This is a genomic window from Sinorhizobium sp. Y406 (assembly GCF_058732025.1).
On record NZ_CM178974.1, the window covers coordinates 2,840,771 to 2,866,726 of the forward strand.

Annotated in this window: 26 protein-coding genes; 11 read left to right on the forward strand and 15 right to left on the reverse strand. The window is 64.7% G+C overall.

The window, feature by feature from the left end; translation table 11 throughout:
- Positions 1-5 precede the first annotated feature (5 nt).
- Complete coding sequence (locus AC4P1R_RS13540; RefSeq protein ID WP_151611621.1) at positions 6-818, reverse strand: NAD(P)H-dependent oxidoreductase; 813 nt, start codon at positions 816-818, stop codon at positions 6-8.
- 92 nt (positions 819-910) lie between these two features.
- Here AC4P1R_RS13540 and AC4P1R_RS13545 point away from each other — a divergent pair, with 92 nt between their 5' ends.
- Complete coding sequence (locus AC4P1R_RS13545) at positions 911-1,837, forward strand: LysR family transcriptional regulator (RefSeq protein ID WP_069459042.1); 927 nt, start codon at positions 911-913, stop codon at positions 1,835-1,837.
- Between the two features lie 51 nt (positions 1,838-1,888).
- Here the strand turns inward: AC4P1R_RS13545 and cobM are convergent, their stop codons facing one another.
- Complete coding sequence (gene cobM, locus AC4P1R_RS13550; protein ID WP_151611622.1) at positions 1,889-2,647, reverse strand: precorrin-4 C(11)-methyltransferase; 759 nt, start codon at positions 2,645-2,647, stop codon at positions 1,889-1,891.
- Between the two features lie 26 nt (positions 2,648-2,673).
- Positions 2,674-3,906 carry a bifunctional cobalt-precorrin-7 (C(5))-methyltransferase/cobalt-precorrin-6B (C(15))-methyltransferase gene (locus AC4P1R_RS13555; RefSeq protein ID WP_069459040.1) on the reverse strand — a complete coding sequence of 411 codons (1,233 nt, stop codon included), beginning with the start codon at positions 3,904-3,906 and terminating at the stop codon, positions 2,674-2,676.
- Between AC4P1R_RS13555 and AC4P1R_RS13560 the strand changes: the two genes are divergently transcribed.
- Positions 3,884-4,684: a cobalt-precorrin-6A reductase gene (locus AC4P1R_RS13560; protein WP_069459300.1), complete on the forward strand. Its 801-nt coding sequence runs from the start codon at positions 3,884-3,886 to the stop codon at positions 4,682-4,684. The two genes, AC4P1R_RS13555 and AC4P1R_RS13560, sit on opposite strands and share 23 nt — an antisense overlap.
- On the opposite strand, the gene AC4P1R_RS13565 is transcribed toward AC4P1R_RS13560, so the two are convergent.
- The 6 genes from AC4P1R_RS13565 to ung form a co-directional block, all read right to left on the reverse strand.
- A complete protein-coding gene (locus AC4P1R_RS13565) occupies positions 4,648-5,412 on the reverse strand; it encodes a precorrin-3B C(17)-methyltransferase (RefSeq protein WP_492177083.1) in 765 nt (254 codons plus the stop codon). The genes AC4P1R_RS13560 and AC4P1R_RS13565 overlap by 37 nt on opposite strands.
- On the reverse strand, positions 5,409-6,179 hold the full coding sequence (locus AC4P1R_RS13570; protein WP_069459038.1) for a precorrin-2 C(20)-methyltransferase: 771 nt from the start codon (positions 6,177-6,179) through the stop codon (positions 5,409-5,411). The genes AC4P1R_RS13565 and AC4P1R_RS13570 overlap by 4 nt, the downstream gene beginning before the upstream one ends.
- Entirely contained in the window at positions 6,176-6,808 is a 633-nt protein-coding gene (locus AC4P1R_RS13575) for a precorrin-8X methylmutase (RefSeq protein WP_069459037.1), read from the reverse strand. Before AC4P1R_RS13575 ends, AC4P1R_RS13570 begins: the two co-directional genes overlap by 4 nt.
- A gap of 2 nt (positions 6,809-6,810) precedes the next feature.
- Positions 6,811-8,157, reverse strand: a complete 1,347-nt coding sequence (gene cobG / locus AC4P1R_RS13580; protein WP_069459036.1) for a precorrin-3B synthase — start codon at positions 8,155-8,157, stop codon at positions 6,811-6,813.
- A gap of 136 nt (positions 8,158-8,293) precedes the next feature.
- Entirely contained in the window at positions 8,294-9,064 is a 771-nt protein-coding gene (gene cobF, locus AC4P1R_RS13585) for a precorrin-6A synthase (deacetylating) (protein WP_151611623.1), read from the reverse strand.
- Between the two features lie 108 nt (positions 9,065-9,172).
- On the reverse strand, positions 9,173-9,880 hold the full coding sequence (gene ung, locus AC4P1R_RS13590) for a uracil-DNA glycosylase (protein ID WP_069459034.1): 708 nt from the start codon (positions 9,878-9,880) through the stop codon (positions 9,173-9,175).
- 198 nt (positions 9,881-10,078) lie between these two features.
- Between ung and modA the strand changes: the two genes are divergently transcribed.
- The 4 genes from modA (at position 10,079) to AC4P1R_RS13610 (ending at position 13,401) form a co-directional block, all read left to right on the forward strand.
- Positions 10,079-10,864: a molybdate ABC transporter substrate-binding protein gene (gene modA / locus AC4P1R_RS13595; RefSeq protein ID WP_151611624.1), complete on the forward strand. Its 786-nt coding sequence runs from the start codon at positions 10,079-10,081 to the stop codon at positions 10,862-10,864.
- Between the two features lie 125 nt (positions 10,865-10,989).
- Positions 10,990-11,658 carry a molybdate ABC transporter permease subunit gene (modB, locus tag AC4P1R_RS13600; RefSeq protein ID WP_492177084.1) on the forward strand — a complete coding sequence of 223 codons (669 nt, stop codon included), beginning with the start codon at positions 10,990-10,992 and terminating at the stop codon, positions 11,656-11,658.
- Complete coding sequence (modC, locus tag AC4P1R_RS13605; RefSeq protein WP_069459032.1) at positions 11,655-12,728, forward strand: molybdenum ABC transporter ATP-binding protein; 1,074 nt, start codon at positions 11,655-11,657, stop codon at positions 12,726-12,728. Before modB ends, modC begins: the two co-directional genes overlap by 4 nt.
- Positions 12,729-12,855: 127 nt before the next feature.
- Positions 12,856-13,401: a hypothetical protein gene (locus AC4P1R_RS13610; protein ID WP_069459031.1), complete on the forward strand. Its 546-nt coding sequence runs from the start codon at positions 12,856-12,858 to the stop codon at positions 13,399-13,401.
- A gap of 133 nt (positions 13,402-13,534) precedes the next feature.
- Here the strand turns inward: AC4P1R_RS13610 and AC4P1R_RS13615 are convergent, their stop codons facing one another.
- Together AC4P1R_RS13615 and AC4P1R_RS13620 are read right to left on the reverse strand one after the other, a co-directional pair.
- Positions 13,535-13,927, reverse strand: coding sequence for a winged helix-turn-helix domain-containing protein (locus AC4P1R_RS13615; protein WP_069459298.1), 393 nt, complete (start codon positions 13,925-13,927; stop codon positions 13,535-13,537).
- A 45-nt stretch (positions 13,928-13,972) separates the two neighbouring features.
- Positions 13,973-14,710, reverse strand: a complete 738-nt coding sequence (locus AC4P1R_RS13620) for an SDR family oxidoreductase (protein WP_069459030.1) — start codon at positions 14,708-14,710, stop codon at positions 13,973-13,975.
- A gap of 432 nt (positions 14,711-15,142) precedes the next feature.
- Between AC4P1R_RS13620 and AC4P1R_RS13625 the strand changes: the two genes are divergently transcribed.
- The 4 genes from AC4P1R_RS13625 to lpdA are packed head-to-tail and all read left to right on the forward strand — an operon-like array spanning position 15,143 to position 20,080.
- Positions 15,143-16,375 (forward strand): 3-methyl-2-oxobutanoate dehydrogenase (2-methylpropanoyl-transferring) subunit alpha, encoded by a 1,233-nt coding sequence (locus AC4P1R_RS13625; protein ID WP_069459297.1) that lies wholly within the window; start codon positions 15,143-15,145, stop codon positions 16,373-16,375.
- Position 16,376: 1 nt separating this feature from the next.
- The gene (locus AC4P1R_RS13630; RefSeq protein WP_151611626.1) at positions 16,377-17,390 is read left to right on the forward strand and encodes an alpha-ketoacid dehydrogenase subunit beta; all 1,014 of its coding nucleotides are present in this window, start codon (positions 16,377-16,379) and stop codon (positions 17,388-17,390) included.
- Positions 17,391-17,394: 4 nt separating this feature from the next.
- A complete protein-coding gene (locus AC4P1R_RS13635; RefSeq protein ID WP_151611627.1) occupies positions 17,395-18,678 on the forward strand; it encodes a dihydrolipoamide acetyltransferase family protein in 1,284 nt (427 codons plus the stop codon).
- A 7-nt stretch (positions 18,679-18,685) separates the two neighbouring features.
- Entirely contained in the window at positions 18,686-20,080 is a 1,395-nt protein-coding gene (gene lpdA, locus AC4P1R_RS13640) for a dihydrolipoyl dehydrogenase (RefSeq protein ID WP_151611628.1), read from the forward strand.
- Between the two features lie 171 nt (positions 20,081-20,251).
- Here the strand turns inward: lpdA and AC4P1R_RS13645 are convergent, their stop codons facing one another.
- From AC4P1R_RS13645 to AC4P1R_RS13660, 4 genes are all read right to left on the reverse strand, one after another.
- Complete coding sequence (locus AC4P1R_RS13645; protein WP_069459296.1) at positions 20,252-21,433, reverse strand: acetyl-CoA C-acyltransferase; 1,182 nt, start codon at positions 21,431-21,433, stop codon at positions 20,252-20,254.
- 341 nt (positions 21,434-21,774) lie between these two features.
- A complete protein-coding gene (gene purU, locus AC4P1R_RS13650) occupies positions 21,775-22,659 on the reverse strand; it encodes a formyltetrahydrofolate deformylase (protein WP_069459026.1) in 885 nt (294 codons plus the stop codon).
- Positions 22,660-22,989: 330 nt separating this feature from the next.
- Positions 22,990-24,003 carry a fumarylacetoacetate hydrolase family protein gene (locus AC4P1R_RS13655; RefSeq protein WP_069459295.1) on the reverse strand — a complete coding sequence of 338 codons (1,014 nt, stop codon included), beginning with the start codon at positions 24,001-24,003 and terminating at the stop codon, positions 22,990-22,992.
- Positions 24,004-24,153: 150 nt separating this feature from the next.
- On the reverse strand, positions 24,154-24,633 hold the full coding sequence (locus AC4P1R_RS13660) for an Lrp/AsnC family transcriptional regulator (RefSeq protein ID WP_069459025.1): 480 nt from the start codon (positions 24,631-24,633) through the stop codon (positions 24,154-24,156).
- 134 nt (positions 24,634-24,767) lie between these two features.
- Here AC4P1R_RS13660 and hppD point away from each other — a divergent pair, with 134 nt between their 5' ends.
- Positions 24,768-25,874 (forward strand): 4-hydroxyphenylpyruvate dioxygenase, encoded by a 1,107-nt coding sequence (gene hppD, locus AC4P1R_RS13665; protein ID WP_069459024.1) that lies wholly within the window; start codon positions 24,768-24,770, stop codon positions 25,872-25,874.
- The last annotated feature ends 82 nt before the right edge of the window (positions 25,875-25,956 follow it).

Genomic DNA, 25,956 nt, shown 5'->3' on the forward strand with positions numbered 1-25,956 from the left:
CCGAGCTACTCGCCGGCCTGACGAAGCGCCTCTCGCGAATCGTCCAGATGGAGCGCGAAGCCGGTCGCAGCCGCATCGGTCAGTCCGGGACGGAGCTGCATGGTTGGGATCAGATAGTCTCCCCCATTCTGCTGCCGATAGGGAATGGGCGGGGTGGTCGCGAGCGTCCTCATCCGCTCGCGCAGGCGCTCGGCCAAGACGTCGAAACCTGCCTTATCAAGACGATCGACGCGATAGGCGACGAAGGGGGGAAGCACGTCATAGCCGGGATAATAGAGGATGCCGTGATTGATGGGGAACAGCAGGTCTTCGATCGGCCCGTTGACCCCACGGGCGGAATAGTGCTCCTCCCAGCCGCCAGCCGTCACGATCAGCATCGCGCGCTTGCCAGCCAAGGTCCCTTCGCCGTAGCGGTCGCCCCAGCGCTTGTCGCTATGTTCGCCGACGCCATAGGCAAAGCCGTAGGCGAAGACCCGGTCGACCCAGCCCTTGAGGATCGCCGGCATGGTGAACCACCAGAGCGGGAACTGGAGGATCAGAACGTCGGCCCATAGAAGCTTCTCGATCTCTGCGCTGACATCTTCGGTCAGTGCCTTCGCATGAAAGGCCTCCTTCGAGGCCGCGACCGGTATGAGTCGCGCGTCTGGCGCCAGCAGCGGAAAATCGGCGCGATCGACCTCCGATTTCCATCCGTCGGCATAGAGGTCCGACATCCGCACCTCGTGTCCTTGGGCTTCGAGATCCTTGAGCGCGACGTCGCGGAGCGCCGCGTTTAGCGAGCGCGGATCGGGATGGGCAAAGACAAGCAGTACTTTCATGGGGCAGTCTCCTGGTGACAGTTGTTCGATCTAGGTAGCCAGCATTCGAATAATCCGCTACCTGTAGAGAATGCATATTATTGTGCCGAAAAATGGATAAATCAGACATCACGCTTGAGCGCATGCGCACGTTCGTCCGCGTCGCCGAACGCGGAAGCTTGTCGGCGGTTGCGCGCGAACTCGGGATCGGCCAGTCGACCGTCACGCGGCATTTGCGCGAGCTCGAGGAAGCGATCGGCGTGCCCTTGCTCAGCAGGACCACGCGGCGGGTCACGATGACCGATGAAGGCAGCCGCTATTATGCCAACAGCGTCGAGATCCTGCGCCTCGTGGAGCAGGCCGCCGAACAGGCACGGGGCACGGGCGGTGCGACGGCTGGCACGATCCGGATTTCCTGTACGGCCGCTTTCGGCGTCCTGCATGTCAGCCGGCTGATCTTCGCCTTTCAGGACCGCTACCCGGATATCGGCGCTGACCTCAGCCTCACAGACGAACGCGTCGACCTGGTGCGGGAGGGTGTCGATATCGCACTTCGCCTGGGTCCGCTCGCTGACAGTTCCATGAAACTCAGGGCTCTTGGCCGAAGCCGGCGTCTACTGGTGGCGGCGCCGGCCTATCTGGCGGATCGAGGCAGGCCGCTTCTGCCGCAGCACCTTTCTCGGCACGAAGGCATTCGGATGTCCAACGTCGCGGGCAGCGATACGCTGGCCTTGCGGGGACCGGATGGCCAGCATCATATGGTGCCCTTCGGAGGACGACTGCGAGTCGATCATGGGCTCGCCGCACGGGAAGCGCTCGTCGCCGGGCGCGGCATCGCGCCCGCGCATCATTGGCTCGTCGGCGATCTACTGGCCGCGGGTCGGCTCGAGGCTGTCCTACCCGCCTATTCACTGCCGCCTGTACCGCTGAGCATGCTGATCGTTCCGGAACGAGCGGGCATCGCTCGGGTCCGGCTTCTGGTCGAGTTTCTCGCCGAGCAGATTGGCGATATCCCGGGAATCCAGCAGACCAGGGTCTAGCCGGCGCGCCTCACCCTTTTGCGGACGCATTGCGCATCCTGATCCCCGCCTTCATTCGCGCCCGCGGAAGCGGCGCTGGTAGGCCGGATCGTAGAGCGAACTCTCGCGGAAATCCAATGCCTCGAGCCCCGGTCCGACGAAGATCAGCGCGGTGCGCTCGATCGGCTCGGCAGCAACCTTGGCGGCGATATCGCCGAGCGTGCCGCGCAGGACTCGTTCATCCGGCCAGGAGGCCTTGACGATGATCGCTACCGGGCAATCGGCGCCATAGAGCGGCCTCAATTCGTCGACGACGCGGTCGAGCGCGTGGATCGCGAGATGGATCGCCAGCGTCGAACCGGTGGCACCGAAGCCCGCCAGCGTCTCACGCGTCGGCATTGGCGAGGCGCGGCCTGAGACGCGCGTCAGGACAAGGCTTTGAGCAATCTCCGGGATCGTCAGCTCGCGGCCGAGCGCTGCTGCAGCGGCGGCAAAGGACGGCACGCCGGGCGTCATGCTATAGGCAATGTCGTGCTTTTGAAGCCGCCGGATCTGCTCGGCAACCGCGCTCCACACCGAGAGATCGCCCGAATGCAGCCGCGCGACATCCTCGCCGGCCGATGCGGCGCGAACATATTCCGCCTCGATTTCGTCGAGGGACATCGGCGCCGTATCGACGATGCGCGCACCGGGAGGGCAATATTGCAGGAGCTCCGGCGAAACGATCGAACCGGCATAGAGGCACACGGGGCAACGGGCGATCAGATCCCTGCCCCGGACCGTGATGAGGTCCGCCGCGCCCGGACCGGCGCCGATGAAATGAACGGTCATGATCTATTCCTCTTGAACTATTCTGCTCAGGTCCTGGTCCACGACCATTGCGTGACGGGCATCGCCGGCCGCCACCCCGTCATGGTCCCCACCGGCGAGGCGCGCGCGACATCGACGCGGATCAGCGATCCGCCAAGCCGCGCGTGATGTGCGAGAAGCACCGCTTCCATTTCCGTCGTCACCGCATTGGCGACGAGCCTGCCGCCGGGCGGAAGCGCAGCGATCGCCGTACCCATAACTCCCGGCTCGCTGCCGCCGCCGCCGATGAAGATCGCATCGGGCTCCGGCAGATCCCGCAGCGCCCCCGGCGCCTGGCCTTCGACGACGAGAAGCCCCGGTACGCCGAAGCTTGCGGCGTTGCGGCCGATCCGCGCCGCCCGCTCCGGCGATGCCTCGATGGCGATTGCCCGCATGGCCGGGTCGCTCAGCATCCATTCAATGGAGACCGATCCGGAGCCGGCGCCGATATCCCAGAGAAGCTCGCCCCTGCGCGGGGCAAGCGCCGAAAGCGTCAGCGCCCGCACCTCGCGCTTGGTGATCTGGCCGTCATGCTCGAACAGGGCGTCGTCGCGACCGCAGGCGAGCGGCAGCACGCGCGCGCAAGCCGCGCCAATCACTTCGATCGCGCAGAGATTCAGGGAATGAATGTCCTCGAGCGCGAAATCGGCGGCGACCTGCCGCGAAATCCGCTCACGCGCGCCTCCCAGCGCTTCCAGCACGACAATCCGGGACTGGCCCAATCCGCTTTCGGTAAGGAGCTCGGCAAGCGCCCGCGGGCCACTTCCGTCCGATGTCAGCGCCAGCACCCGGGCCCCGGGCTGCAGATGCGGCCGGACGAGGTCGAGCGGGCGGCCGTGCAGCGACACGGTCGTGACGTCCTGCAGAGCCCAGCCGAGGCGCGATGCAGCCAGGCTGAAGGCCGAGGGTGCCGGAATTGTTCGGATCTCGCTCGGGTCGACGCGCCGGGCAAGCGTTGCTCCAACGCCGTAGAGAAATGGATCCCCCGAGGCAAGCACGACGACGGGGCTGCCGCGCCGCGCCACGATCGCCTCGACCGATCTTTCAAAGGGGCTCTGCCAGACCTGGCATTCGCCCTTGATCAGCGATGCCGCGAGCTCCAGATGGCGGGCGCCGCCGAAAACGACCGGCGCCGTCGCAATGGCCTGCTTGGCCCGGTCGCCGAGACCGGTTACACCATCCTCGCCGATACCGATAATAGTAATCCAGGGAGCGGCCATGGCCGAGACGCTATTCGACATGTCAGCCACGGGCAGACCTCGCATTCTGATCCTTGGTGGAACCACCGAAGCGCGGCAGCTTGCCGAGCGTCTCGCGGACAATGGGCGCTACGCGGCAGCAATCTCGCTTGCCGGGCGCACGGCCGACCCCCGCCCGCAACCGCTGCCGACGCGCATCGGCGGCTTCGGCGGCGCGGAAGGGCTCGCCGCCTGGCTGATGTCCGAAGAGATTTCCCTGCTCGTCGACGCGACCCATCCCTTTGCCGCCCGCATCTCGCACAATGCCGCCACGGCAGCGGAGGCAAGCGGGACGCCGATTCTTGCGCTGTGCCGCCCTGCCTGGATAGCAGTGCCCGGCGATCGCTGGACTCAAGTGCAGAGCATTCCCGAGGCGGTGGCCGCGCTCGGCGATGTTCCGCGCCGCGTCTTCCTGGCGATCGGCCGGCAAGAGGCGTTCCATTTCGAAAAGGCTCCGCAGCACAGCTATGTCCTGCGCAGCGTCGACCCCGTCACGCCGCCGCTCGACCTGCCGGACGTGACGCCGATTCTCGCCAGCGGCCCCTTTGCGGAAGCAAAGGAGGTGAAGCTCTTCCGTGATCAAGAAATCGACGTCGTCGTCGCCAAGAACAGCGGCGGCGGCGCGACCTACGGCAAAATCGCCGCCGCCCGCACGCTCGGGCTCGAAGTGGTGATGGTCGAGCGCCACGCGCCCGCCGATGTGCCCGCAGTAAGCACGTGCGACGAGGCGCTCGAACGCATCCATCAATGGCTTTCCCCTAAAAAGGATCGGGGCGTGTAGACGAGATCCGGCCTGCCTTCGCGGGCGATCACCCGGGTCTCGGGCGATCCGATGATCACGCAGGTCGCCATGTCGGCGCGGTTTGCATCGGCCTCGCCGAGTGGCATGACCGTGATGCGCTCGTCCGGCCGGCCGGCAGCCCGGCCGAAAATGACCGGCACGCTGGCCGGTAGCACATTGCGCAGGACCTCGAAAGCCTCGCCGAGTTGCCAGGGACGCGCCTTGCTGATCGGGTTATAGAGGGCGATCACCAGCCCTGCCTCGGCGGTGAGCCTCAAACGCCGGGTGATGACGTCCCAGGGTTTCAGGTTGTCCGACAGCGACATGGCGCAGAAGTCATGACCGAGCGGCGCGCCGATGCGCGCGGCCACCGCGAGCATTGCCGTCACACCCGGCGTGACCACGAGATCGACCTGTCGCCACTCCGGTGGGCCTTTGTCGACCGCCTCGCAGACCGCGGCCGCCATGGCGAAGATACCAGGATCGCCGCCGGAGACGACGCAGACATTCGCACCGGCGGCCGCGCGCGCGAGCGCGGCCTGGGCCCGGTCGAGCTCCTCGCGATTGTCGGAGGCAATGCGGACCTGGTCGGAGCGAAGGTCCAACCGATCCAGATATGGTCCGTAGCCGAAGAACTCGGTCGCAGCCGCGATCGCTTCCCGCGTTTCCGGCGTCATCTGTGACGGCTTACCGGGACCGGTGCCGACGATGAAGAGTTTGCCGCTCATGCCCTTGCCTCCTGGACAGTCTCGATCGAGCAGGGCTTGTCCTTCCAACCGGGCACGAGCACCAGCGAGAAATAGGGTGCCGCGTCGTCCGGCTTCTCGTTAAGCGGGATCATTGCCGCGTTTTTCATCGTGCCGCGCTCGACATAGACGGCGGCCTTCAGTCGACCTGCGGCCGCAAGGGCGCGACGGATCTTCGGCAGGTTGCGACCGACTTTCATGATGACGGCCGCTTCAGTGTCCGCAAGACGGCGCTGGAGCTCGGCCTCGCCCATTGTGCCGGGAAGCACTGAGAGGACGTCGTCACCCTGTACCAGCGGCAGGCCGGCCAGCGACCAGCAACCCGACATGGCGGTTATGCCGGGAATGACTTCGACCGGAAAGCGGTCGGCAAGCCGCACATGCAAGTGCATATAGGAACCGTAGAAGAGCGGGTCGCCCTCGCTCAGCACGGCGACGGTCCGCCCTGCCCGCAGATGCAACGCGACCGCTTCCGCGGAGGCATTGTAGAAAGCGGTGATCTGGCCCTTATATGCCGCGTCGTCCTTGTCGATCTCGGTCGTCACCGGGTAATAGAGCGGCAACTCGACGAGATTCGGCTTCAGCAGCCCCTCGACCACGGCGCGGCCATTGCCGCTGCGCCCGGCCTTGGCGAAATAGGCGACGACGTCTGCCTCGCCGAGCGCCCGCACTGCCTTCACGGTCAGGAGCTCCGGATCGCCCGGTCCGGTGCCGACACCTATGAGCCTGCCTGCACCCACCCCGCTCACAGGCCCGGCCTCGCGAGTGCGTTGAGTGCGGCCGCCGTCATCGCGCTACCGCCGAGGCGGCCACGAACGATGGCAAAGGGCACGCCGTAAGAGTTCTCGGCAAGCGCATCCTTCGATTCCGCCGCGCCGACGAAGCCGACCGGCATTCCGAGGATCGCGGCCGGCTTGGGTGCGCCGTCGCTGAGCAGTTCGAGCAGATAGAACAGCGCCGTCGGCGCATTGCCGATGGCGACCACCGAGCCGGCCATCCGCTCGCGCCAGAGTTTCAGCGCCGCCGCCGAGCGCGTGTTGCCAATTCCGGCCGCAAGCTCTGGCGTGCGCGGGTCGCGCAACGTGCAGATGACGTCATTGCCAGCCGGCAGGCGGGCCCTCGTTACGCCATGCGCCACCATTTCCGCGTCGCAGAAGATCGGCGCGCCATTTTTCAACGCCGTGCGCGCGGCGGAAACGAAGTCCGGCGAGAAGACGAATTGGCGCGCCGCCTCGACAGAGCCGCAAGCATGCACCATGCGGACTGCGAGATCCGCTTCCTCTTCCGAAAAGCCGGAAAGATCGGCCTCGGCGCGAATGATCGCAAAGGAACGCTCATAAATGGCGTTGCCATCGCGGATATAATCATAATCAGGCATTGCTATCCCTGTTCAAACGCTGCGGCGATCGGCCCGCTCCCGAGCCGGGTAAGACAGGAGCGTGCCGATTCGCCAGCGCCTTTGTTCTCCCGCACCAGCCCATTGAGACGCGCCAGCGCCGACCCTATTCCATTTTCATTCGTGTAGGCGCTCGGCGCGACGGAAGCCGTACCATTTACGACAAGCGCATATCCTGATGGCGCACCGACGAGTGTCAACGGAGAGGCCGTCGGCCTCGCGCACCCCTTGGCACAGCCCGACAGGTGGACCGCGAGCGAGCCGTCGAGCAGGTCGCCGCCCGCCTCCGCCAAGAGCCTTGCCACCGCTTTCGTGTCCATCAGCGCAGAGGCGCAGGCGCGGCCGGCGCAGGCGGCGATATGGTTGCGCGGATCATCGGGCGAGACCAGCAGGCCCTGGGTGGACGCCAGGCCTTGCACACGGGTTGCCGCTTCACGGGACAGACCAAGCACCAGCAAGCCATGCCGCGGCGAAAGCCGTATCTCCGTCGCGCCCATCTCCTCCGCCCCGTTCATCAAAGCGATGAGTGTGCTCGCCTCCGCCTGCCCATAGGCAAGACCGAGGCCGAGCACGATGCGGCCGTCGCCGAAGTCGTGGATGCCCGCCGGCAGCCAGGGCGCATGCCCGTCGAGCACCGCCGTCGATGCCGCATCGGGCAGGCGCTGCCGGATGCGATCAGCGTCGAGATCGCGGCCCCGCGCGCTTGGTCCAAGGGAGTTCAGTTCCGCGAGGACCTCCATGACCGCAGGAAGGCTCTGCTCGGATGCGAGCAGAGCGACCGGACGCGCCGAGCGGACCGTGCCGCCGACCGACAGCCGCCAGCGGCCGCCACCCTCTCCGTCGAGTGCGTCGAGCCGCAGGTCGCCGGAAACCTCCTTTAAATGGAAGCGCCCGCCGCCATCGACGACGATCGACAATTTCGGCGCGAGCGCCAGCGCCGGCTGGTGATTGGCGATCGCCGCGCGCAATTGAGCGCCAAGCGGCCGTGGATCGGCGATTTCCTCCGGATCGAAACCGGCAAGCGGCGGCATCTCCAGCGTGACGCCGTCGGAAATCGCAATCCCGGCTTCGGCAATAGCCGAGGCGAGCGGCGCAACGGCCAAGGCCGTCAGCCCGCGAATTTGCAGGTTGCCGCGGGCCGTCACCTCGATGAGGCCATTGCCGAAGCGCCCCGCGAGCGTCGCGATCTTGCGCATATCCGTCGGCGCGAGCGAGCCGGCGGGACGCAGGCGCACCAGCAGACCGTCGCCGGTCTGCATCGGGCTTGCCAGCGACGGACATGCGCCGCGGCGCAGCGAGGGGTTCGGCTTGGTCACGGCATAGTTCGTCATCGCTCCAGTCAATCTCCCCCCGAGGCTGCGCCCCGGCATCTCCGCCATTGTGCCTTTGATCGACCCTATATCACAGGCCCGCGCCTTGAGAGAGATCAAACGCGCGGCAATAGCGACCCCCGCGCGCGCTGCCTCGTCAGTCGTCGAAATCGGCGCCCCTGCGCAGGAGATAGATATCCATGATCCAGCCCATACGCTCCCGCGCCTCCGCGCGCGTCCTCAGGATTTCATCCTTTACCTCATCAAGGCGCCCGGAGATGACGATCTCGTCCGGAGTGCCGAGATAGGCGCCCCAATAGATTTCCGCCTCAGGGTCCTCGATCTTGTGGAACGCCTGTTCCCCGTCGAGCATCACCGCCGCCGTCGCGGTTTTCTCCGGAAAACTCTCGACAAGCTGGCGGCCGGTGGTGATCTCGACCGGTTTTCCGACGAGGTTGAGGGGAATGCGGTGGCTGGCGCAGAGCGCCTGCAGACTGGTGATGCCCGGAATGACATCGAAACCGAATGGGACACGTCCCCGCATCCGCACCCGTTCGACGATGCGGATCGTGCTGTCGTAGAGCATGGGATCGCCCCAGACGAGGAAAGCGCCGATCTGCCCCTCCGAGAGTTCGCGTTCGAGCAGTTCCTCATAGGTCACCGCGATGCTGGCATGCCACTCGTCGACGCTTTCCGTGTAACTCCGCCCTTCGGTGCGGCGCACCGGCACGGCGAACTCGACCGTGCGGCTGTCAGGCCGGGTGACATAGAGGGCGCAAATATCGCGGCGCACTTCGGCAAGCTCCGCCTTCTTCGCGCCCTTGGTGGGGATGAAGAGCACGTCGGCCCGGTTCAGCGCATTGATCGCCTGGACGGTGATGTGTTCGGGATTGCCCGCGCCGATACCGATGATCAGGATATGCCGCATGCCGTCTCTCCCGCTTGTACGCCCGTCGGTCTTTGGCGGATCCGGGCTGCCGACGCAAGCCCGGCCGCGACAGAAGGGCGCATGGGAGCGCCAGAACGGGACGCCCCGTTACGGATCAGCTCTGAGGGGCGGATTGTCCGGCAGCCGCCAATCGATCGGATCGAGTGCCTTCGCGGTCAGAAAGGCATTGGCCTTCGAGAAATGCCGGCAGCCGAAGAAGCCGGAATGCGCCGAGAGCGGCGAGGGATGCGGCGCCGTCAGGACGAGGTGGCGGGAGCGATCGACGAAGGCTGCCTTCTTCTGAGCATAGGAACCCCAGAGCATGAAGACGACGGGCTGTTGCTGGTCATTGATGATGCGAATGACCGCGTCGGTGAAGCGCTCCCAGCCCCGGCCCTGATGCGAAGCCGCCCGGCCGCGTTCGACCGTCAGCACCGCGTTCAGGAGGAGCACGCCCTGGCGCGCCCAGCTTTCGAGGAAGCCGTGCCGCGCCGGCGGAATACCGAGGTCGACCTCGAGTTCCTTATAGATATTGACGAGCGATGGCGGGATGCGCACGCCGGGTAGGACGCTGAAGCAGAGCCCATGCGCCTGGCCCTCGCCGTGGTAGGGGTCCTGACCGAGGATGACCACCCGCACCCGGCCGAGCGGTGTCAGGTCGAGCGCCCGGAAATACTCGCTGCCCTTCGGGAATATCTGTCGGCCTTGGTGCCTCTGCTCAATGAGGAAGCGCTTGAGATCGGCCATATAGCCATGCCGGAACTCCGGCGCCAAGGCCGCCTTCCAGCTTTCTTCCAGCTTGATCGTCGCATCCATGGGCGCCCAACTCCTCGTTCGGCCCAAGAATTTAGCCACGTTGGCACCCGGCACAAGCATTCACCCGCAATTTTACCGCGTCGGTTCACTGCTTTGCTTGCCTCATCCACGAGCATTGTATTTCTCCCGATATAGCGCTAACAGAAGACGGAGCGTTATATACTCAGGAATATCGCGGGACACAGAGCAAGGATACTGATGATGGGACGCAGGGACTGGTTAACGAGACTGGCGCTGGCGCTTGGTCTTGTTCTCTCCGGCGCGGGCTTCACCCCAGTCAGCGCGGCCGAGAGGGTGACGATATTCGCTGCGGCGAGCCTGAAGAGCGCGCTCGATGCGGTCAATGCCGAATGGAAGAGGCTAACGGAGGGTGACGTGACCGCTTCCTATGCGGCGAGCTCTGCGCTCGCCAAGCAGATCGAACAGGGAGCGCCGGCCGATATCTTCATCTCGGCCGATCTTGCCTGGATGGATTATCTGGCCGAGAAGAACCTCATCAAGGCCGATAGCCGATCAAACCTGCTCGGCAATCGGCTCGTCCTCGTTTCCGCCAACGCGGACGCCGGCCCGGTGGACATCAAGGCCGGCCTCGACCTCGCCGGCCTCCTCGGTAATGGGCGCCTGGCCATGGGCGCGGTCGATTCGGTCCCCGCCGGCAAATACGGCAAGGCGGCGCTCGAAAATCTCGGCCTCTGGCCGATGGTTTCCGACAGGGTCGCCGGCTCTGAAAGCGTGCGCGCCGCCCTTCTGCTCGTTTCGCGCGGCGAAGCGCCCTATGGCATCGTTTATCAGACCGACGCGGCGGCCGATCCCGGTGTGGAAATGGTCGGGACTTTCCCGGAAGACAGCCATCCCCCAATCATCTATCCGATCGCGATCACCGCCGACAGCGCGAGCCCGGATGCGGCTGCCTATCTCGACTTCGTCAGATCGCCAGAGGCCGCGCCTTTCTTTCAGGCACAAGGCTTCACCGTGCTGGAATAGGCTTGCGCCACCGCCCCTGGCCAAAAACATCCAAGGCCGCGCCGTGGGAGTTCGAATGGCACCGCGCAGCAGTCAAACAGGAGAGCATCGATTTGGATTGGGTGGCGCTAAGCGAGGCAGAATGGATGGCCGTCCGGCTGAGCCTGCGCGTCGCAACCGTCGCGATGCTTTCGAGCCTGCCGCTCGCGCTTCTGACTGCCATCGTCCTTGCGCGTGGCCGCTTCTGGGGCAAGTCGGTCCTCAACGGCCTGGTGCACATGCCGCTGATCCTGCCGCCTGTCGTCACCGGCTTCGTGCTGCTGCTGCTCTTCGGCCGCCGCGGTCCGATCGGTGCCTTTTTGGCGGAGCATGTCGGGCTTGTCTTTTCGTTCCGTTGGACCGGTGCGGCGCTCGCCTGCGCCGTCATGGGTTTTCCGCTGATGGTGCGTAGCATGCGGCTGTCGATCGAAGCGGTCGACCGCAAGCTCGAGGATGCAGCCGCCACGCTCGGCGCCGGCCCCGCCTGGATCTTCCTGACGGTGACGCTGCCCTTGATCCTGCCCGGCATCGTCGCCGGCATGGTCCTCTCCTTCGCCAAGGCGATGGGCGAGTTTGGAGCCACGATCACCTTCGTCTCGAATATACCCGGCGAAACGCAGACGCTTGCCGTCGCCATCTACACCTTTACGCAGGTGCCGGGCGGCGATGCCGGCGCCATGCGCCTTACGATCATCTCGATCGTCCTCTCGATGGCAGCACTGGTATTGTCGGAAACCCTTGCAGCAGCCGCGGCGCGACGGACGGTCTTGACATGAGCCTGGAGGTCGAGGCGCGCCATCGGATCGGCACTTTCAAGATCGACGCCGCTTTTCTTTCGGACGGCGGCGTGACGGCTCTGTTTGGGCGCTCCGGATCCGGCAAGACCACGATCGTCAACATCATCGCCGGGCTCCTGCGCCCCGATGGCGGCCGCATCGTCCTTGATGGCGACGTGATCGCCGACAGTGCGCGCAAGCTCTTCACGCCTGTCCACCGGCGCCGCTTTGGCTACGTGTTCCAGGAGGCGCGCCTGTTTCCGCATCTGACCGTCCGCAGCAATCTCGTCTACGGCCGCTGGCTCAACGGCGCAGGCAAGTCCGCATCCGAATTCACTAAAGTCGTCGAGATGCTCGGCGTCGGGCACCTGCTCGACCGCAGCCCCTCGACGCTCTCGGGCGGCGAGCGCCAACGGGTCGCGCTCGGTCGGGCCCTGCTTGCCGCGCCGCGCCTCCTGCTGATGGACGAACCGCTCGCCGCGCTTGACGAGGCGCGCAAGGCGGAAATCCTGCCCTATCTGGAGCGACTCCGCGACGAAACCAGGATTCCGATCGTCTATGTCAGCCACTCCGTCGCGGAAGTGGCGCGGTTGGCCCAGCGCGTGGTCGTCATCGATGACGGCCGGGTTCAGGCATCCGGCGAAGCAGCCGTCATTCTCAGCCGGTCGACCGACACGCATGCGATCGCCAGAAAGGAGGCGGGCGCGTTGATCGAAGGTCTGGTCGAACTCCACGACGAGGCGCACAAGCTGACGCTCGTGCGCGCCGGCGAATGCCTCTTCCGTGTTCCCCACGTCGTCGCGGCGCCCGGGCACCGCCTTCGACTCTACATCGCCGCCCGCGACGTCATGCTGGCCACGACGCGGCCGCAGGGGATCAGCGCCCTCAACGTGCTGCCGGGGACGATCATCGGCCTGTCGCCAGCCCATGAGGGCAGCCTCGACGTCCGCCTCGACTGCGGCGGCAACACCCTCCTCGCCCGCATCACAACCCTTTCGCGCGAGGCGCTCGGGCTTCTGCCGGGAACGCCGGTGCACGCGGTCATCAAGACCGTCGCGCTCGACTATTGAAGTGCCTCCGGACACTAGCAGAGGTGACCGCTGCGAGCGTATAATCATGTTTTGGTGCGTTCGTTGTGCGGGCGGCCAACCGAACTCGCGAGCGCTCGCGCCGACCAGCTCGAATGGGAGGAGTGACATGCGTTTGTGGATGATTTCGCTTGCTGCCGGCCTTTCCGGACTCGGCCTCGCGGCAACGGCCCTGTCGGCGGATATGAGCGACGAGGAACTGATCAAGAATGCGATGTCGGCTGCGCCCGAGGCCGTGGCGCGCGATGCCACGATCATGGCTATGGACGCAGACGGCAAGATGAGAACACTAAAGGAAGGTACCAACAACTTCACCTGCATCGCCGACGACCCGGGGCCCGGCAACAATCCGATGTGCCTCGACAAGAATGCCATGGAGTGGGCGCAGGCCTGGATGAACAAGACCGAACCGCCAAAGGGAAAGGTCGGCTTCGGTTACATGTTGGCGGGCGGAGCCACACCGAGCAACGTCGATCCCTTTGCCGCCGCGCCGGAAGGCGGGGAACTGGCGCAAGAACCCCCGCATGTCATGATCTTCAGCCTGCCGGAGATACCGGCCGACTATCCCCAGCCAGGCGAGAATCCCGACCGGTCGAAGCCATGGGTGATGTGGGCGGGAACGCCGTACCAGCACCTCATGATACCGGTCGAATAACCGGTTGATCGACTAGGCCGGGCGTCGAATCCCAATCTCGGTTCCCCGGCCGGGCGCCTTGTTACAGCGACCTTCAACGCTGCGTGTCCTTGTCCCCGAACCGAGATCGATTTGCGAAAACATGCAGTCGTGCTCAGCGCCGCGGCTGAGTTTCTTCGGCCCGCGGAACATCCCCGACGCGCGCCGCCTCCAGCCAGGCGAGATCATCGGCGAGCGCCGCCCCCATCCTGGCTTCCATCGCCCGGAAGCGGTCGACCAGCGCCTCGCCGAAGGCGGTGAGCGCGGCACCGCCGCCCTGCTTTCCGCCCCGTTGGGACTCGACGGCTGGCTCCTTGAACATGCGGTTGAGCGCGTCGACCAGCAGCCAGGCGCGCCGGTAGGACATGTCCATCGCCCGGCCGGCGGCCGAGATCGACCCGGTTTCGCGGATAAGCTCCAGAAGCATGATCTTTCCGCGCCCGAGGCGGTCTTCGGGTGGAAAATCGATGCGTAGAATGGGGCGAAGCCCGTTATCGGCTCTGGACATGCGCTCGAGCATAATGGCTGCAGCGACCCTCGAAAAGTCCCGCCGTCAGAGGCTCATGCCGCCGTCGATGACATGGACATGGCCGGTCGTGTAGGCCGCGGCGTCGCTCGCGAGATAGACCGCGAGGGCCGCGATCTCCTCGGGGGTGCCGAGGCGGCCCATCGGCTGGCGGGCAATGAAGGCGCTACGCGCTTCCTCGTAATTGCCCTGCGCGCGCATGCGTTCCTCGAGCGAGGGCGACTGCACCGTGCCAGGCGCGATGGCGTTGCACCGGATGCCCTTGCCGATGAAGTCGATCGCCACCGATTTGGTGAGGCCGATGACCGCCGCCTTGCTGGCGGAGTAGGCGAAGCGGTTCGGCACGCCCATTGGCACGCCGGCAACCGACGACATGTTGATGATGGAGCCGCCGCCCTTCTCGACCATGCCCGGCAGGAAAGCGCGGATCATCCGATACATCGATTTGACATTGAGATCGAAGGCAAAGTCGTAATCTTTCTCCGCCACTTCAAGGATCGTGCCCGCATGGACAAATCCGGCGCAGTTGAAGAGGATGTCGATCGCACCCGTCCGCGCCGCAAACTCGCTGATCGCTTCGCCACTCAACACGTCGAGCCGCGCCACGTCGATACCCTGAGCCGCGACTTCGCCTAGCTTCTCCTCGTTGATGTCCGTCGCGACGACCGACGCACCTTCCCGGCTGAAAGCCTCGGCCGTCGCACGGCCGATACCCTGTGCCGCGGCCGTGATCACCGCACGCTTGCCTGCCAGACTTCCGCTCATTTTCCGCCTCGCCCTATCCGGATGCACGTCGCGCCAGCAGACATCGGCACCTGCCAGCTGTCAAGCGGCTAATTGTATTTTTATAGACAAAAGACATATTCCCTCAGCCGTCATCGTCGCGAAAGAAAATTGCGCAGCCGACTGGCTGTGTATCGGCCCGCCGAACGGTCTGAGCGGTTTGCCGGTACGAATCTGTCTTTCTTCGCGCCGGAGGCGGGCACCTCGTCGAAAGTCCTTCATCTCACCCCGAACTCGTGGCAGTCTGTCATCATAACCCTTTGGGAGAACGAGGGTTGTTGGCGGTTTGGCAGTGCGGGCACGGAGGACCGCCCACAAACCGTTGCCGTCATCCGCGCCGCAAGATCCACGAGAATCGGCTCCAGCGAGTGGCTGACGCGCGATGCGCAATCCGGAAAGGAGGCCGGAACCCGCATGGATGAATTCAGCCGATTGAGCCTGCATGTCCCCGAGCCGGCGGTTCGGCCGGGCGACGAACCCGATTTTTCCACTGTGAGGATACCGAAAGCGGGCACGGTCCCGCGACCCGAGGTCGATGTCGACCCGGAGACGATCCGCGATCTGGCCTTCTCCATCATCCGCGTTCTCAACCGCGAAGGGGAAGCGGTCGGGCCTTGGGCCGGTCTCCTGTCAGACGAGGAACTGCTGACCGGCCTCCGGCACATGATGATGCTGCGAGCCTTCGACGCGCGAATGGTGATGGCGCAGCGCCAGGGCAAAACGTCCTTCTACATGCAGCATCTCGGCGAGGAGGCGGTAAGCTGCGCCTTCCGCAAGGCGCTGCGCAAGGGCGACATGAACTTTCCCACTTATCGACAGGCGGGGCTCCTGATCGCCGACGACTACCCCATGGTCGAGATGATGAACCAGATATTCTCGAACGAGAGCGATCCCTGCCATGGCCGGCAGCTGCCGGTTCTCTACACTTCGAAAGAGCATGGCTTCTTCACCATATCCGGGAACCTTGCCACGCAGTTCGTCCAGGCTGTCGGCTGGGCGATGGCGTCCGCCATCAAGCGCGACACCCGCATCGCGGCGGGCTGGATCGGCGACGGCTCGACGGCCGAATCGGACTTCCATTCCGCTCTTGTGTTCGCCTCGACTTACAAGGCACCCGTCATCCTTAACATCGTCAACAACCAGTGGGCGATCTCGACCTTCCAGGGAATTGCGCGGGGCGGATCCGGCACTTTCGCCGCCCGGGGTCTGGGCTTCGGCATTCCGGCGCTGCGCGTCGACGGCAACGACTATCTTGCCGTCTATGCGGTGGCGCGCTGGGCAGCGGAACGCGCCCGGAGAAATCTCGGGCCGACGCTGATCGAATATGTGACCTACCGCGTCGGCGCCCATTCGACGTCGGATGACCCGAGCGCCTATCGGCCGAAGACCGAGTCGGAAGCCTGGCCCCTTGGCGATCCGGTTCTGCGGTTGAAGAAGCACCTGATCGTTCGCGGAGTCTGGTCGGAAGAGCGACACCTACAGGCGGAAGCCGAGATCATGGACGAAGTGATCCAGGCGCAGAAGCAGGCGGAAAGCCATGGCACGCTCCATGCCGGCGGCAGGCCCTCGGTGCGCGACATCTTCGAAGGCGTCTACGCGGTGATGCCGCCGCACATCCGCCGACAGCGGCAGAAGGCGGGGTACTGACATGGCCAGAATGACGATGATTGAAGCGGTGCGCAGTGCCATGGACGTGTCGATGGGACGCGACGAGGACGTCGTCGTCTTCGGCGAGGATGTCGGTTATTTCGGCGGCGTGTTTCGCTGCACTCAGGGGCTTCAGGCGAAATACGGCAACACTCGCTGTTTCGATGCACCGATCAGCGAATCCGGCATCGTCGGCAGCGCCATCGGCATGGCGGCTTACGGCCTGAAGCCCTGCGTCGAGATCCAGTTCGCCGACTACATGTACCCCGCCTACGATCAACTGACGCAGGAAGCAGCCCGCATCCGCTATCGTTCGAACGGCGACTTCACCTGCCCGATCGTCGTGCGAATGCCGACCGGCGGCGGCATCTTCGGCGGTCAGACGCACAGCCAGAGCCCGGAGGCACTCTTCACCCACGTCTGCGGCCTCAAGGTCATCGTGCCGTCAAATCCTTATGACGCCAAAGGCCTGCTGATCTCGGCCATCGAGGATCCGGATCCGATCATCTTCCTGGAGCCGAAGCGGCTCTATAACGGCCCCTTCGACGGCCATCACGAGCGCCCGGTAACCCCTTGGTCAAAGCACGAACTTGGCGAAGTGCCGGAAGGGCACTACACGATCCCCATCGGCAAGGCGGAAATTCGCCGCAATGGCTCGGCGGTAACCGTGCTCGCCTACGGCACCATGGTGCATGTGGCGCTTGCGGCAGCCGAGGAGACCGGCATCGACGCAGAAGTGATCGACCTGCGCAGTCTGTTGCCGCTCGATCTCGAGACGATCGTCGATTCCGTCACCCGGACTGGGCGCTGCGTCGTCGTGCACGAGGCGACGCTGACCTCGGGCTTCGGCGGCGAGCTGGTCGCCCTCGTCCAGGAGCATTGCTTCTACCAGCTCGAAGCGCCGGTCGTACGGGTGACCGGCTGGGACACCCCTTATCCACATGCCCAGGAATGGGACTATTTCCCCGGGCCGGCGCGCGTCGGCCGTGCGCTTGCTGAAGCGATGGAGGCGTGAGGCTATGGGAGAATTCGTTCTGAAAATGCCGGACGTCGGTGAAGGCGTCGCCGAGGCGGAACTTGTCGAATGGCATGTGAAGCCTGGCGATCCGGTGCGCGAAGACATGGTGCTGGCCGCCGTCATGACCGACAAGGCGACGGTCGAAATCCCCTCACCAGTATCCGGCAAGGTAATTTGGCTCGGAGCTCATGTGGGCGACACGGTTCCGGTCAAGGCGCCGCTCGTCAGGATCGAAACGGCCGGCGAAACCGGCGAGCCCCCGCCGGACAGCATTCCCGAGGCGCTTGCCGAAGCCGTGTTGGAGGAGCCGGTGGCGGCGGCCCCCACGCCGATCAAGGAGAATGCGCGCCCGGAACCGGGCAGGAGCGCGAGCGGGGAAGCGCCAAGGCCGCGCCAGGCGCCGGATGTTTCAGCCAAACCGCTTGCCTCCCCGGCCGTGCGCCTGCGCGCCAAGGAAAGCGGTATCGATCTCAGGCAGGTCGCCGGCACGGGACCTGCCGGCCGGATCACCCACGAGGATCTCGATCTCTTCATCAGCCGCGGGCCGGGCCCGCTGCCAGCGCAGATCGGGCTCGTCCGGAAGACGGCAGTCGAGGAGGTCAAGATCGCCGGTCTGCGGCGGCGGATTGCTGAGAAGATGTCGCTCTCCACCTCACGGATCCCCCACATCACCTATGTGGAAGAGGTGGACATGACGGCACTGGAGGATCTGCGGACGACGATGAACCGCGACCGCAAACCCGACCAGCCGAAGCTGACAATCCTGCCCTTCCTGATGCGGGCGCTGGTCAAGGCAGTGTCCGAGCAGCCCGGCATCAACGCCACTTTCGACGACCATGCCGGCGTCATCCATCGCCACGCGGCCGTCCATATCGGCATTGCCACGCAGACCCCCGCCGGCCTGACGGTGCCGGTCGTGCGCCACGCGGAGGCGCGCGGCATCTGGGACTGCGCGGCGGAACTCAATCGGCTGGCGGAAGCCGCCCGCACCGGCACCGCGACGCGCGATGAACTGACCGGCTCGACGATCACGATTTCCTCGCTCGGCGCGCTTGGCGGCATCGTCTCGACGCCGGTGATCAACCATCCGGAGGCGGCGATCGTCGGCGTCAACAAGATGGCGACCCGCCCGGTCTGGGACGGGGCGCAATTCGTGCCGCGCAAGATGATGAATCTTTCGTCGAGCTTCGACCACCGCGTCATCGATGGATGGGACGCCGCCACCTTCGTCCAGCGACTGAAGACGCTGCTCGAAACCCCGGCGCTGATTTTCGTGGAGGGATGATCTCGCAATGAAGGAAATCTCCTGCAAGCTCCTGGTGCTCGGCGCCGGTCCCGGCGGCTATGTCTGCGCCATCCGCGCCGGGCAGCTCGGCGTCGACACGGTGATTGTCGAAAGGGCGAAGGCGGGCGGCACTTGTCTCAATGTCGGGTGCATTCCGTCGAAGGCGCTGATCCACGCCGCCGAGGAGTATCACAAGCTTCATGCCGCCGCCTCCGGGAGAAGTCCGCTCGGGCTATCCTTGAGCGCACCGGCGATTAACCTCAAGCAAACCGTCGCCTGGAAGGACGGCATCGTCGGGCGCCTGAACAGCGGGGTTACCGGGCTCCTGAAGAAGGCGGGCGTGAAGGCTGTATTTGGAGAAGCACGCTTCGTCGACGGCAAGACGGTCGATGTCGAGACGGAAACGGGCCAGCAGCGCATCCGCGCCGAAGCGGTCGTCATCGCCACCGGCTCGGCGCCGGTGGAGCTTCCGGACCTGCCCTTCGGCGGCAGCGTCATCTCTTCCACCGAGGCTTTGGCTCTGGTTGAATTGCCCGAGACGCTCGCGGTCATCGGCGGCGGCTATATCGGCCTCGAACTCGGGACCGCTTTTGCCAAACTTGGCTCGAAAGTGACCGTGCTCGAAGCGATGGACCGCATCCTGCCGCAGTACGACGCCGAACTTTCAAGGCCGGTAATGAAGCGGCTCGGCGAACTCGGCATGGAGGTTTTCACCCGCACCACCGCGAAGCGCCTCTCGGCCGACAAGCGCGGTCTTCTGGCCGAGGAAAACGGGCGGGCCTTCGAAGTTCCGGCAAAAAAGGTATTGGTCACCGTCGGTCGCGGGCCGGTGACGGAGGGCTGGGGGATCCAGGAGATCGATCTCGACCGCTCCGGCCGCTTCATCCGCATCGACGACCAGTGCCGCACGTCCATGCGCGGCATCTATGCGATCGGCGACGTGACCGGCGAGCCGATGCTCGCGCACCGTGCCATGGCGCAGGGGGAAATGGTTGCCGAGATCGTCGCCGGGCAGAAGCGAAGCTGGGACAAGCGGTGCATCCCCGCCGTCTGCTTCACCGACCCGGAAATCGTCAGCGCCGGTCTCTCACTGGAGGAGGCACGCGCGGCCGGCATCGAGGTCAGGATCGGCCAATTCCCCTTCCAGGCGAACGGCCGCGCCATGACGACCCTCGCCGAGGACGGATTCGTGCGCGTCGTCGCCCGCGCCGACAACCACCTCGTCCTCGGTATCCACGCCGTCGGCCATGCCGTCTCGGAACTCTCCGCTGCCTTCGCGCTGGCAATCGAGATGGGCGCGCGATTGGAAGACGTCGCCGGCACCATCCATGCCCACCCGACCCAATCGGAGGCCTTCCAGGAGGCGGCCTTCAAAGCCTTGGGGCACGCGCTGCATATTTGAGATGTGGTGCAGGTTGTCCCTCATCCCGATGCCCGTCCTCCGCAGCAACTGCGGAGGGTGGACCGCGACCTTTTCCCCCGCAGGCGGGGAGAAGGGGCGATGCCGCGCCCGCACATTTCCCAATACCGCTTCTTCCAAAGCCCCAGTTGCAGGGTCGAGGCACGACGAGCGCTACTGCACCAACTCCAGCCCGACCGCCGTCGCTTCGCCGCCGCCGATGCAGAGGGAGGCGATGCCGCGCTTCACGCCGTTTTTTCGCATTGCATGGAGAAGCGTCACGACGATGCGCGCACCGGAGGCGCCTATCGGGTGGCCGAGGGCGCAGGCGCCGCCATGGATGTTGACGATGTCGTCGGAGAGACCGAGGTCGCGGATCGCCGCCATGGCGACGACGGCAAAGGCTTCGTTGATTTCGTAGAGCCCGACGCTCCCCTTCTCCCAGCCGAGCTGGTCGAAGAGCTTGTCGATGGCGCCGATCGGCGCCGTGGTGAACCAGGCGGGCTCCTGTGCATGGCCCGCATGGCCAGCGACGATCGCAAGCGGCGTCAGCCCGCGCTTCTCCGCCTCGCTCGCACGCATCAGGATCAGCGCAGCCGCACCATCGGAGATCGAGGAGGAATTGGCCGCCGTGACGCTGCCGCGGTCGCGGAAGGCTGGCTTCAGCTTCGGTATCTTCGCCGGATCGGCCTTCACCGGCTGCTCGTCGCGATCGAGATTGGCGCTCTTGCGCTTGCCGCCATCGACGATCGTCACGATTTCGTCGGCAAAGGATTTGTCTTCCGCCGCCTTCAGCGCCCGCTCGAGCGAGCGGAGTGCGAAAGCGTCCTGGTCTGCCCGCGAGAATTGGTAATGCTGGGCCGTATCCTCGGCGTAGGTGCCCATCAGTCGTCCGGAATAGGCGTCCTCCAGCCCGTCCAAAAACATGTGGTCCTTGATCTCGCCGTGGCCAAGCCGAAAACCGCCGCGGGCCTTCGGCAGGAGATAAGGCGCGTTCGTCATCGACTCCATTCCGCCAACGGCAAGGACCGTGGCGCTGCCGGAGACAAGCGCGTCATTGCCGAGCATCAGGGCCTTCATGCCCGAGCCGCAGACCTTGGAAACGGTTGTCGAGGGTGTCTCCTGTCCGAGGCCGGCGCCGAGTGCCGCCTGCCGGGCAGGATTCTGTCCGACGCCGGCGGGCAGGACATTACCCATCAGCACTTCGTCGACCTTATCGAGGCTGGCGCGATCCAGCGCCGCCTTCAACGCTGCCGACCCGAGCTCCGGCGCTGTCAGATCCTTGAGCCCTCCTTGGAACGCGCCCATCGGCGTGCGCGCCGCCGACACGATAACCACCGGATCGCGATTGCTCATCATATCCTCCCATTTCGCCGAATATCGGTCGGCCTTGGCCCCGGAGTGCGACCGTCGAGGCTGCGGAATGAGCGCCCCTCATCCGCCTGCCGCCACCTTCTCCCCGCAGGCGGGGAGAAGGGACATGTGGCACCGGCTCGTCCCCCAGCAGCACGGATCGTCAGGTGAAAACGAAGCGGAGGGCGCCGACTCGTCCCCTCTCCCCGCACGCAGGGAGAGGCTTAGGGTGAGGGGCAAATACCCGCATCTCATCGTCAACACTCTCGACCGACTATAACCGCCGAATGCAGTAAGGCAACGCCATCCGCGCCCTTGTGGGCCGCCGGCGGGATAGCCGCAGATTAGCCCATCCGTTCCGACGCGTAGGAGCCCGGGCTCGGCGGGAAGACGACGACGCGGTTGCCGTTGATGAGGGTGCGGCGATGAATATGGGCGTGTATGGCGCGGGCCAGCACCTGGCTCTCGACGTCGCGGCCGATCGAGACATAGTCCTCGGCCGACTGCGCATGGGTGATGCGGGCGATGTCCTGCTCGATGATCGGGCCCTCGTCGAGATCGGCGGTGACGTAGTGCGCCGTCGCGCCGATCAGCTTGACGCCGCGCTCATAGGCCTGCTTGTAGGGGTTGGCGCCCTTGAACGACGGCAGGAAGGAGTGATGGATGTTGATGATCCTGCCCGACATTTTCTTGCACAGCGCATCCGACAGCACCTGCATGTAGCGGGCGAGCACGATCAGCTCGGCGCCGGTCTGCTCGACGATCTCCATCAGCTGTGCTTCGGCCCTCGGCTTGTTCTCCTTCGTTACCTTGATGCAGTGGAAGGGGATGTCGTGGTTGGCGATGACCTTCTGGTAATCGAAGTGGTTGGAGACGACGCCGACGATGTCGATCGGCAGCGCGCCGATCTTCCAGCGATAGAGCAGGTCGTTCAGGCAATGGCCGAACCGCGAGACCATCAAGAGCACCTTCATCCGCTCTTCCGAATCGCGGATCTCCATTGTCATGCCGAACCGCTCGACCGCCGGAGCGAAGGCTTCGCGCAGCTCTTCGAGCTTAGCGCCAGCCTGGCTGATGAAAGAGACGCGCAGGAAGAAAAGCCCGGTTTCAAGGTCGTTGAATTGTGAGCTGTCGCTGATGTAACAGCCTTTTTCCGCGAGACCGCCGGTAACGGCGGCAACGATGCCGCGGGTAGATTTGCAGGTGACGGTCAGCACGTAGCTTTTCATCGGTGGTCTCTCATTCTGATGCGGTATCCGGCCCCTCGGGCCGTTCATGCGAAACTACCCTGGCGCTTCGAGACCCGCCGATCCATTCGCGACATCGGCTGGACGGAACGGGCCACGCTCTCTCCGGCTCTCAGAAGTGAGACATTCAGGGCTTTTACCCGGTCGGGATGCGTTTTGGCGAAGGCCTCGATCTCTGCGCAACGGGCATCGATGGCGACGATCCGCCGGCAACCGTAGAAAACGACGTCCTACAGCGCCTATAGCTCGCGGACGAGCGCCAGTAGTCGTAGAGACCGGTCTCCTGGATCCGGGTCGCCTCCCGTCTCGCTATCAGCGCTCGTACTTCTCCACCTTCTGCTCGATGGCGCCGAAGATCGAATGGCCGCTCGCGTCTTTCATCTCGATCCTGACGACGTCGCCGAACTTCAGGAAATGCGTCTTCGGTGCGCCGCTCTCGATCGTTTCGATCATGCGCAGCTCCGCGAGGCAGGAATAACCGACGCCCCCCTCCGACACCGGTCTGCCCGGCCCGCCGTCGAGTTTGTTGGACACGGTCCCCGAGCCGATGATCGTGCCGGACGTGAGCGGGCGGGTGCGGGCCGCATGGGCGATCAGTTGCGGGAAATCGAAGGTCATATCGATGCCGGCATTGGCTCGACCGAAGGGCCTGCCGTTGAGATCGACGCGAAGCGGCAAATGCAGCTTGCCGCCGTCCCACGCCTCGCGCAATTCGTCCGGCGTCACGGCGACCGGCGAGAAGGCGGAAGACGGCTTCGATTGGTAGAAGCCGAATCCCTTGGCGAGCTCGGCCGGAATGAGTCCGCGCAGCGAAACGTCGTTGACGAGCATGACAAGACGGATCGCCTCGCGCGCCTCCTCAACCGTCGCGCCCATCGGCACATCGTCGACGATCACCGCGACCTCGCCCTCCATATCGATGCCCCAGGCCTCATCCGCCATGAGGATCGGGTCGCGCGGCCCGAGGAAGCCGTCGGATCCGCCCTGATAGATCAGCGGATCGTTCCAGAAGCTTGCCGGCATCTCCGCGTTGCGCGCCTTCCTGACCAGTTCGACGTGGTTGACATAGGCGGAGCCGTCGGCCCAGTGGAACGCCCGCGGCAAGGGCGAGGCGGCATCGTGCTCGTGGAAACGCATGGTCGGCTGGGAGCCGGTCTCTATACCGTCGGCGACACGCGCCAGCCGCGGCCCAGCATGCGCCCAGTCGTCGAGGGCCGCCTGCAGCGTGCGGGCGATATGCCCGACTTCCGAGCAACGGGTGAGGTCTTTCGAGACCACGACGAGCCTGCCGTCGCGGGTGGAATCTTTCAGCGTCGCGAGTTTCATGGTGTTTCCCGAGATGTTCTGTTGATCCGCTCCGACCGGCGCGAACCATTGCAGCATGTCATGGTTCGTTGCGGAAAGTCACTTGTTTCCGGGTGTGCCGTCGAATTTTCAGGCAACGGCCGTGGGAAAGTCGCCCGCGGCCGGATGAACCTATCCCCGCACGCGCTCCGGGATCGGCAGCCCCTCGAAGCTCTTCAAAGTCTCGAGCACGATCGAGGTCTTGACGTGCTGGACGCTGTCATGCGGCAAGAGCACATCGTTGACGAAGCGCGACAACCCGGCAAGGTCGGGTGTTACGACGCGCAGGTGATAATCCATCTCGCCAGTCAGCGCATAGGCCTCCAGCACCTCCGGCAGCCCGGAAATCAGCTTGGCGAACCGCTTGGCATTGTCGCGATTGTGGGTGGCGAGCGTCACCGAGATCACCACCATCAGGTCGAGCCCCAGCTTCTGCCGGTCGATCTGCGCCTGATAGCCGGTGATATAGCCTTCCGCCTCCAGCCGCGAGCGCCGCCGCGAACATTGCGACGGTGATAGCGCGATCCGCTCGGACAACTCGTTATTGGTCAGATGCCCGTCCCGCTGCAACGCGCTAAGTATCTTGAGATCAAAGCCGTCGAGTTGCTCCATTGCATGCGTCCTCATGCCCATGCACGCACAATTCGTGCACAGTTTCGCCAAAACCCTGCAAGAATACAAGCATCATGCATCGCATCTGCGGCATACTCCGGCAAAAGTTCTCGAGGATTGAGAGGAGACTTTCGATGGGCCCGTTTCCGCATGACGCCCCGCCCGCAACGATCTCGGCGGACAACCCCGCCGGAACGGACGGCTTCGAGTTCGTCGAATTCGCCCATCCGGAGCCGGAAAAACTCGTGGAGCTTTTCGCGCGCATGGGCTACACCCCCGTCGCACGGCACCGGGCGAAGAACATCACCGTGTGGCGGCAGGGCGACATCAATTACATCCTGAATGCCGAGCCCGGTTCGCATGCGATGCGCTTCGTCGACAAGCACGGCCCCTGTGCACCGTCCATGGCGTGGCGCGTCGTTGACGCCAAGCAGGCTTTCGAACATGCGGTGTCGAACGGTGCCGAAGCCTATGAGGGCAGCGACAAGACCCTCGATGTCCCGGCAATCGTCGGCATCGGCGGCTCACTTCTCTATTTCATCGACAGCTATGGCGCGAAAGGCTCGGCCTATGATGCCGAGTTCGAATGGGTCGGTGAACGCGATCCGAGGCCGGAGGGCGTCGGCTTCTACTATCTCGACCACCTGACCCATAACGTCTATCGCGGCAACATGGACAAGTGGTGGGCCTTCTACCGAGAGCTCTTCAACTTCAAGCAGATCCACTTCTTCGACATCGACGGCCGCATTACCGGCTTGCTCAGTCGGGCGATCACTTCACCTTGTGGCAAGATCCGCATTCCGCTGAACGAGTCGAAGGACGAAACCAGCCAGATCGAGGAATACTTGAAGAAATACAAAGGCGAAGGCATCCAGCACATCGCCGTCGGTACCGAGGCGATCTACGACGCAACGGACAAGCTCGCGGCAAACGGCCTCAAATTCATGCCCGGGCCGCCGGACACCTACTATGAGATGTCGCACGAGCGTGTGCACGGCCATGAGGAACCGATCGAGCGGATGAAGAAGCACGGTATCCTGATCGATGGCGAGGGCGTGATCGACGGCGGCATGACGAAGATCCTGCTGCAGATCTTCTCGCGCACGGTCATCGGCCCGATCTTCTTCGAATTTATCCAGCGTAAAGGCGACGAGGGTTTTGGCGAGGGAAACTTCCGGGCGTTGTTTGAATCGATCGAAGCCGATCAGATCCGCCGCGGCGCCCTGCAGCGGCGTGCGTAGACGCGCTACAACCCGCGCGTCATTTCAGGAGCACAAAGATCGGCGTAACTCTTTGAATTTGCTGCATGCCACTCGCTCAATT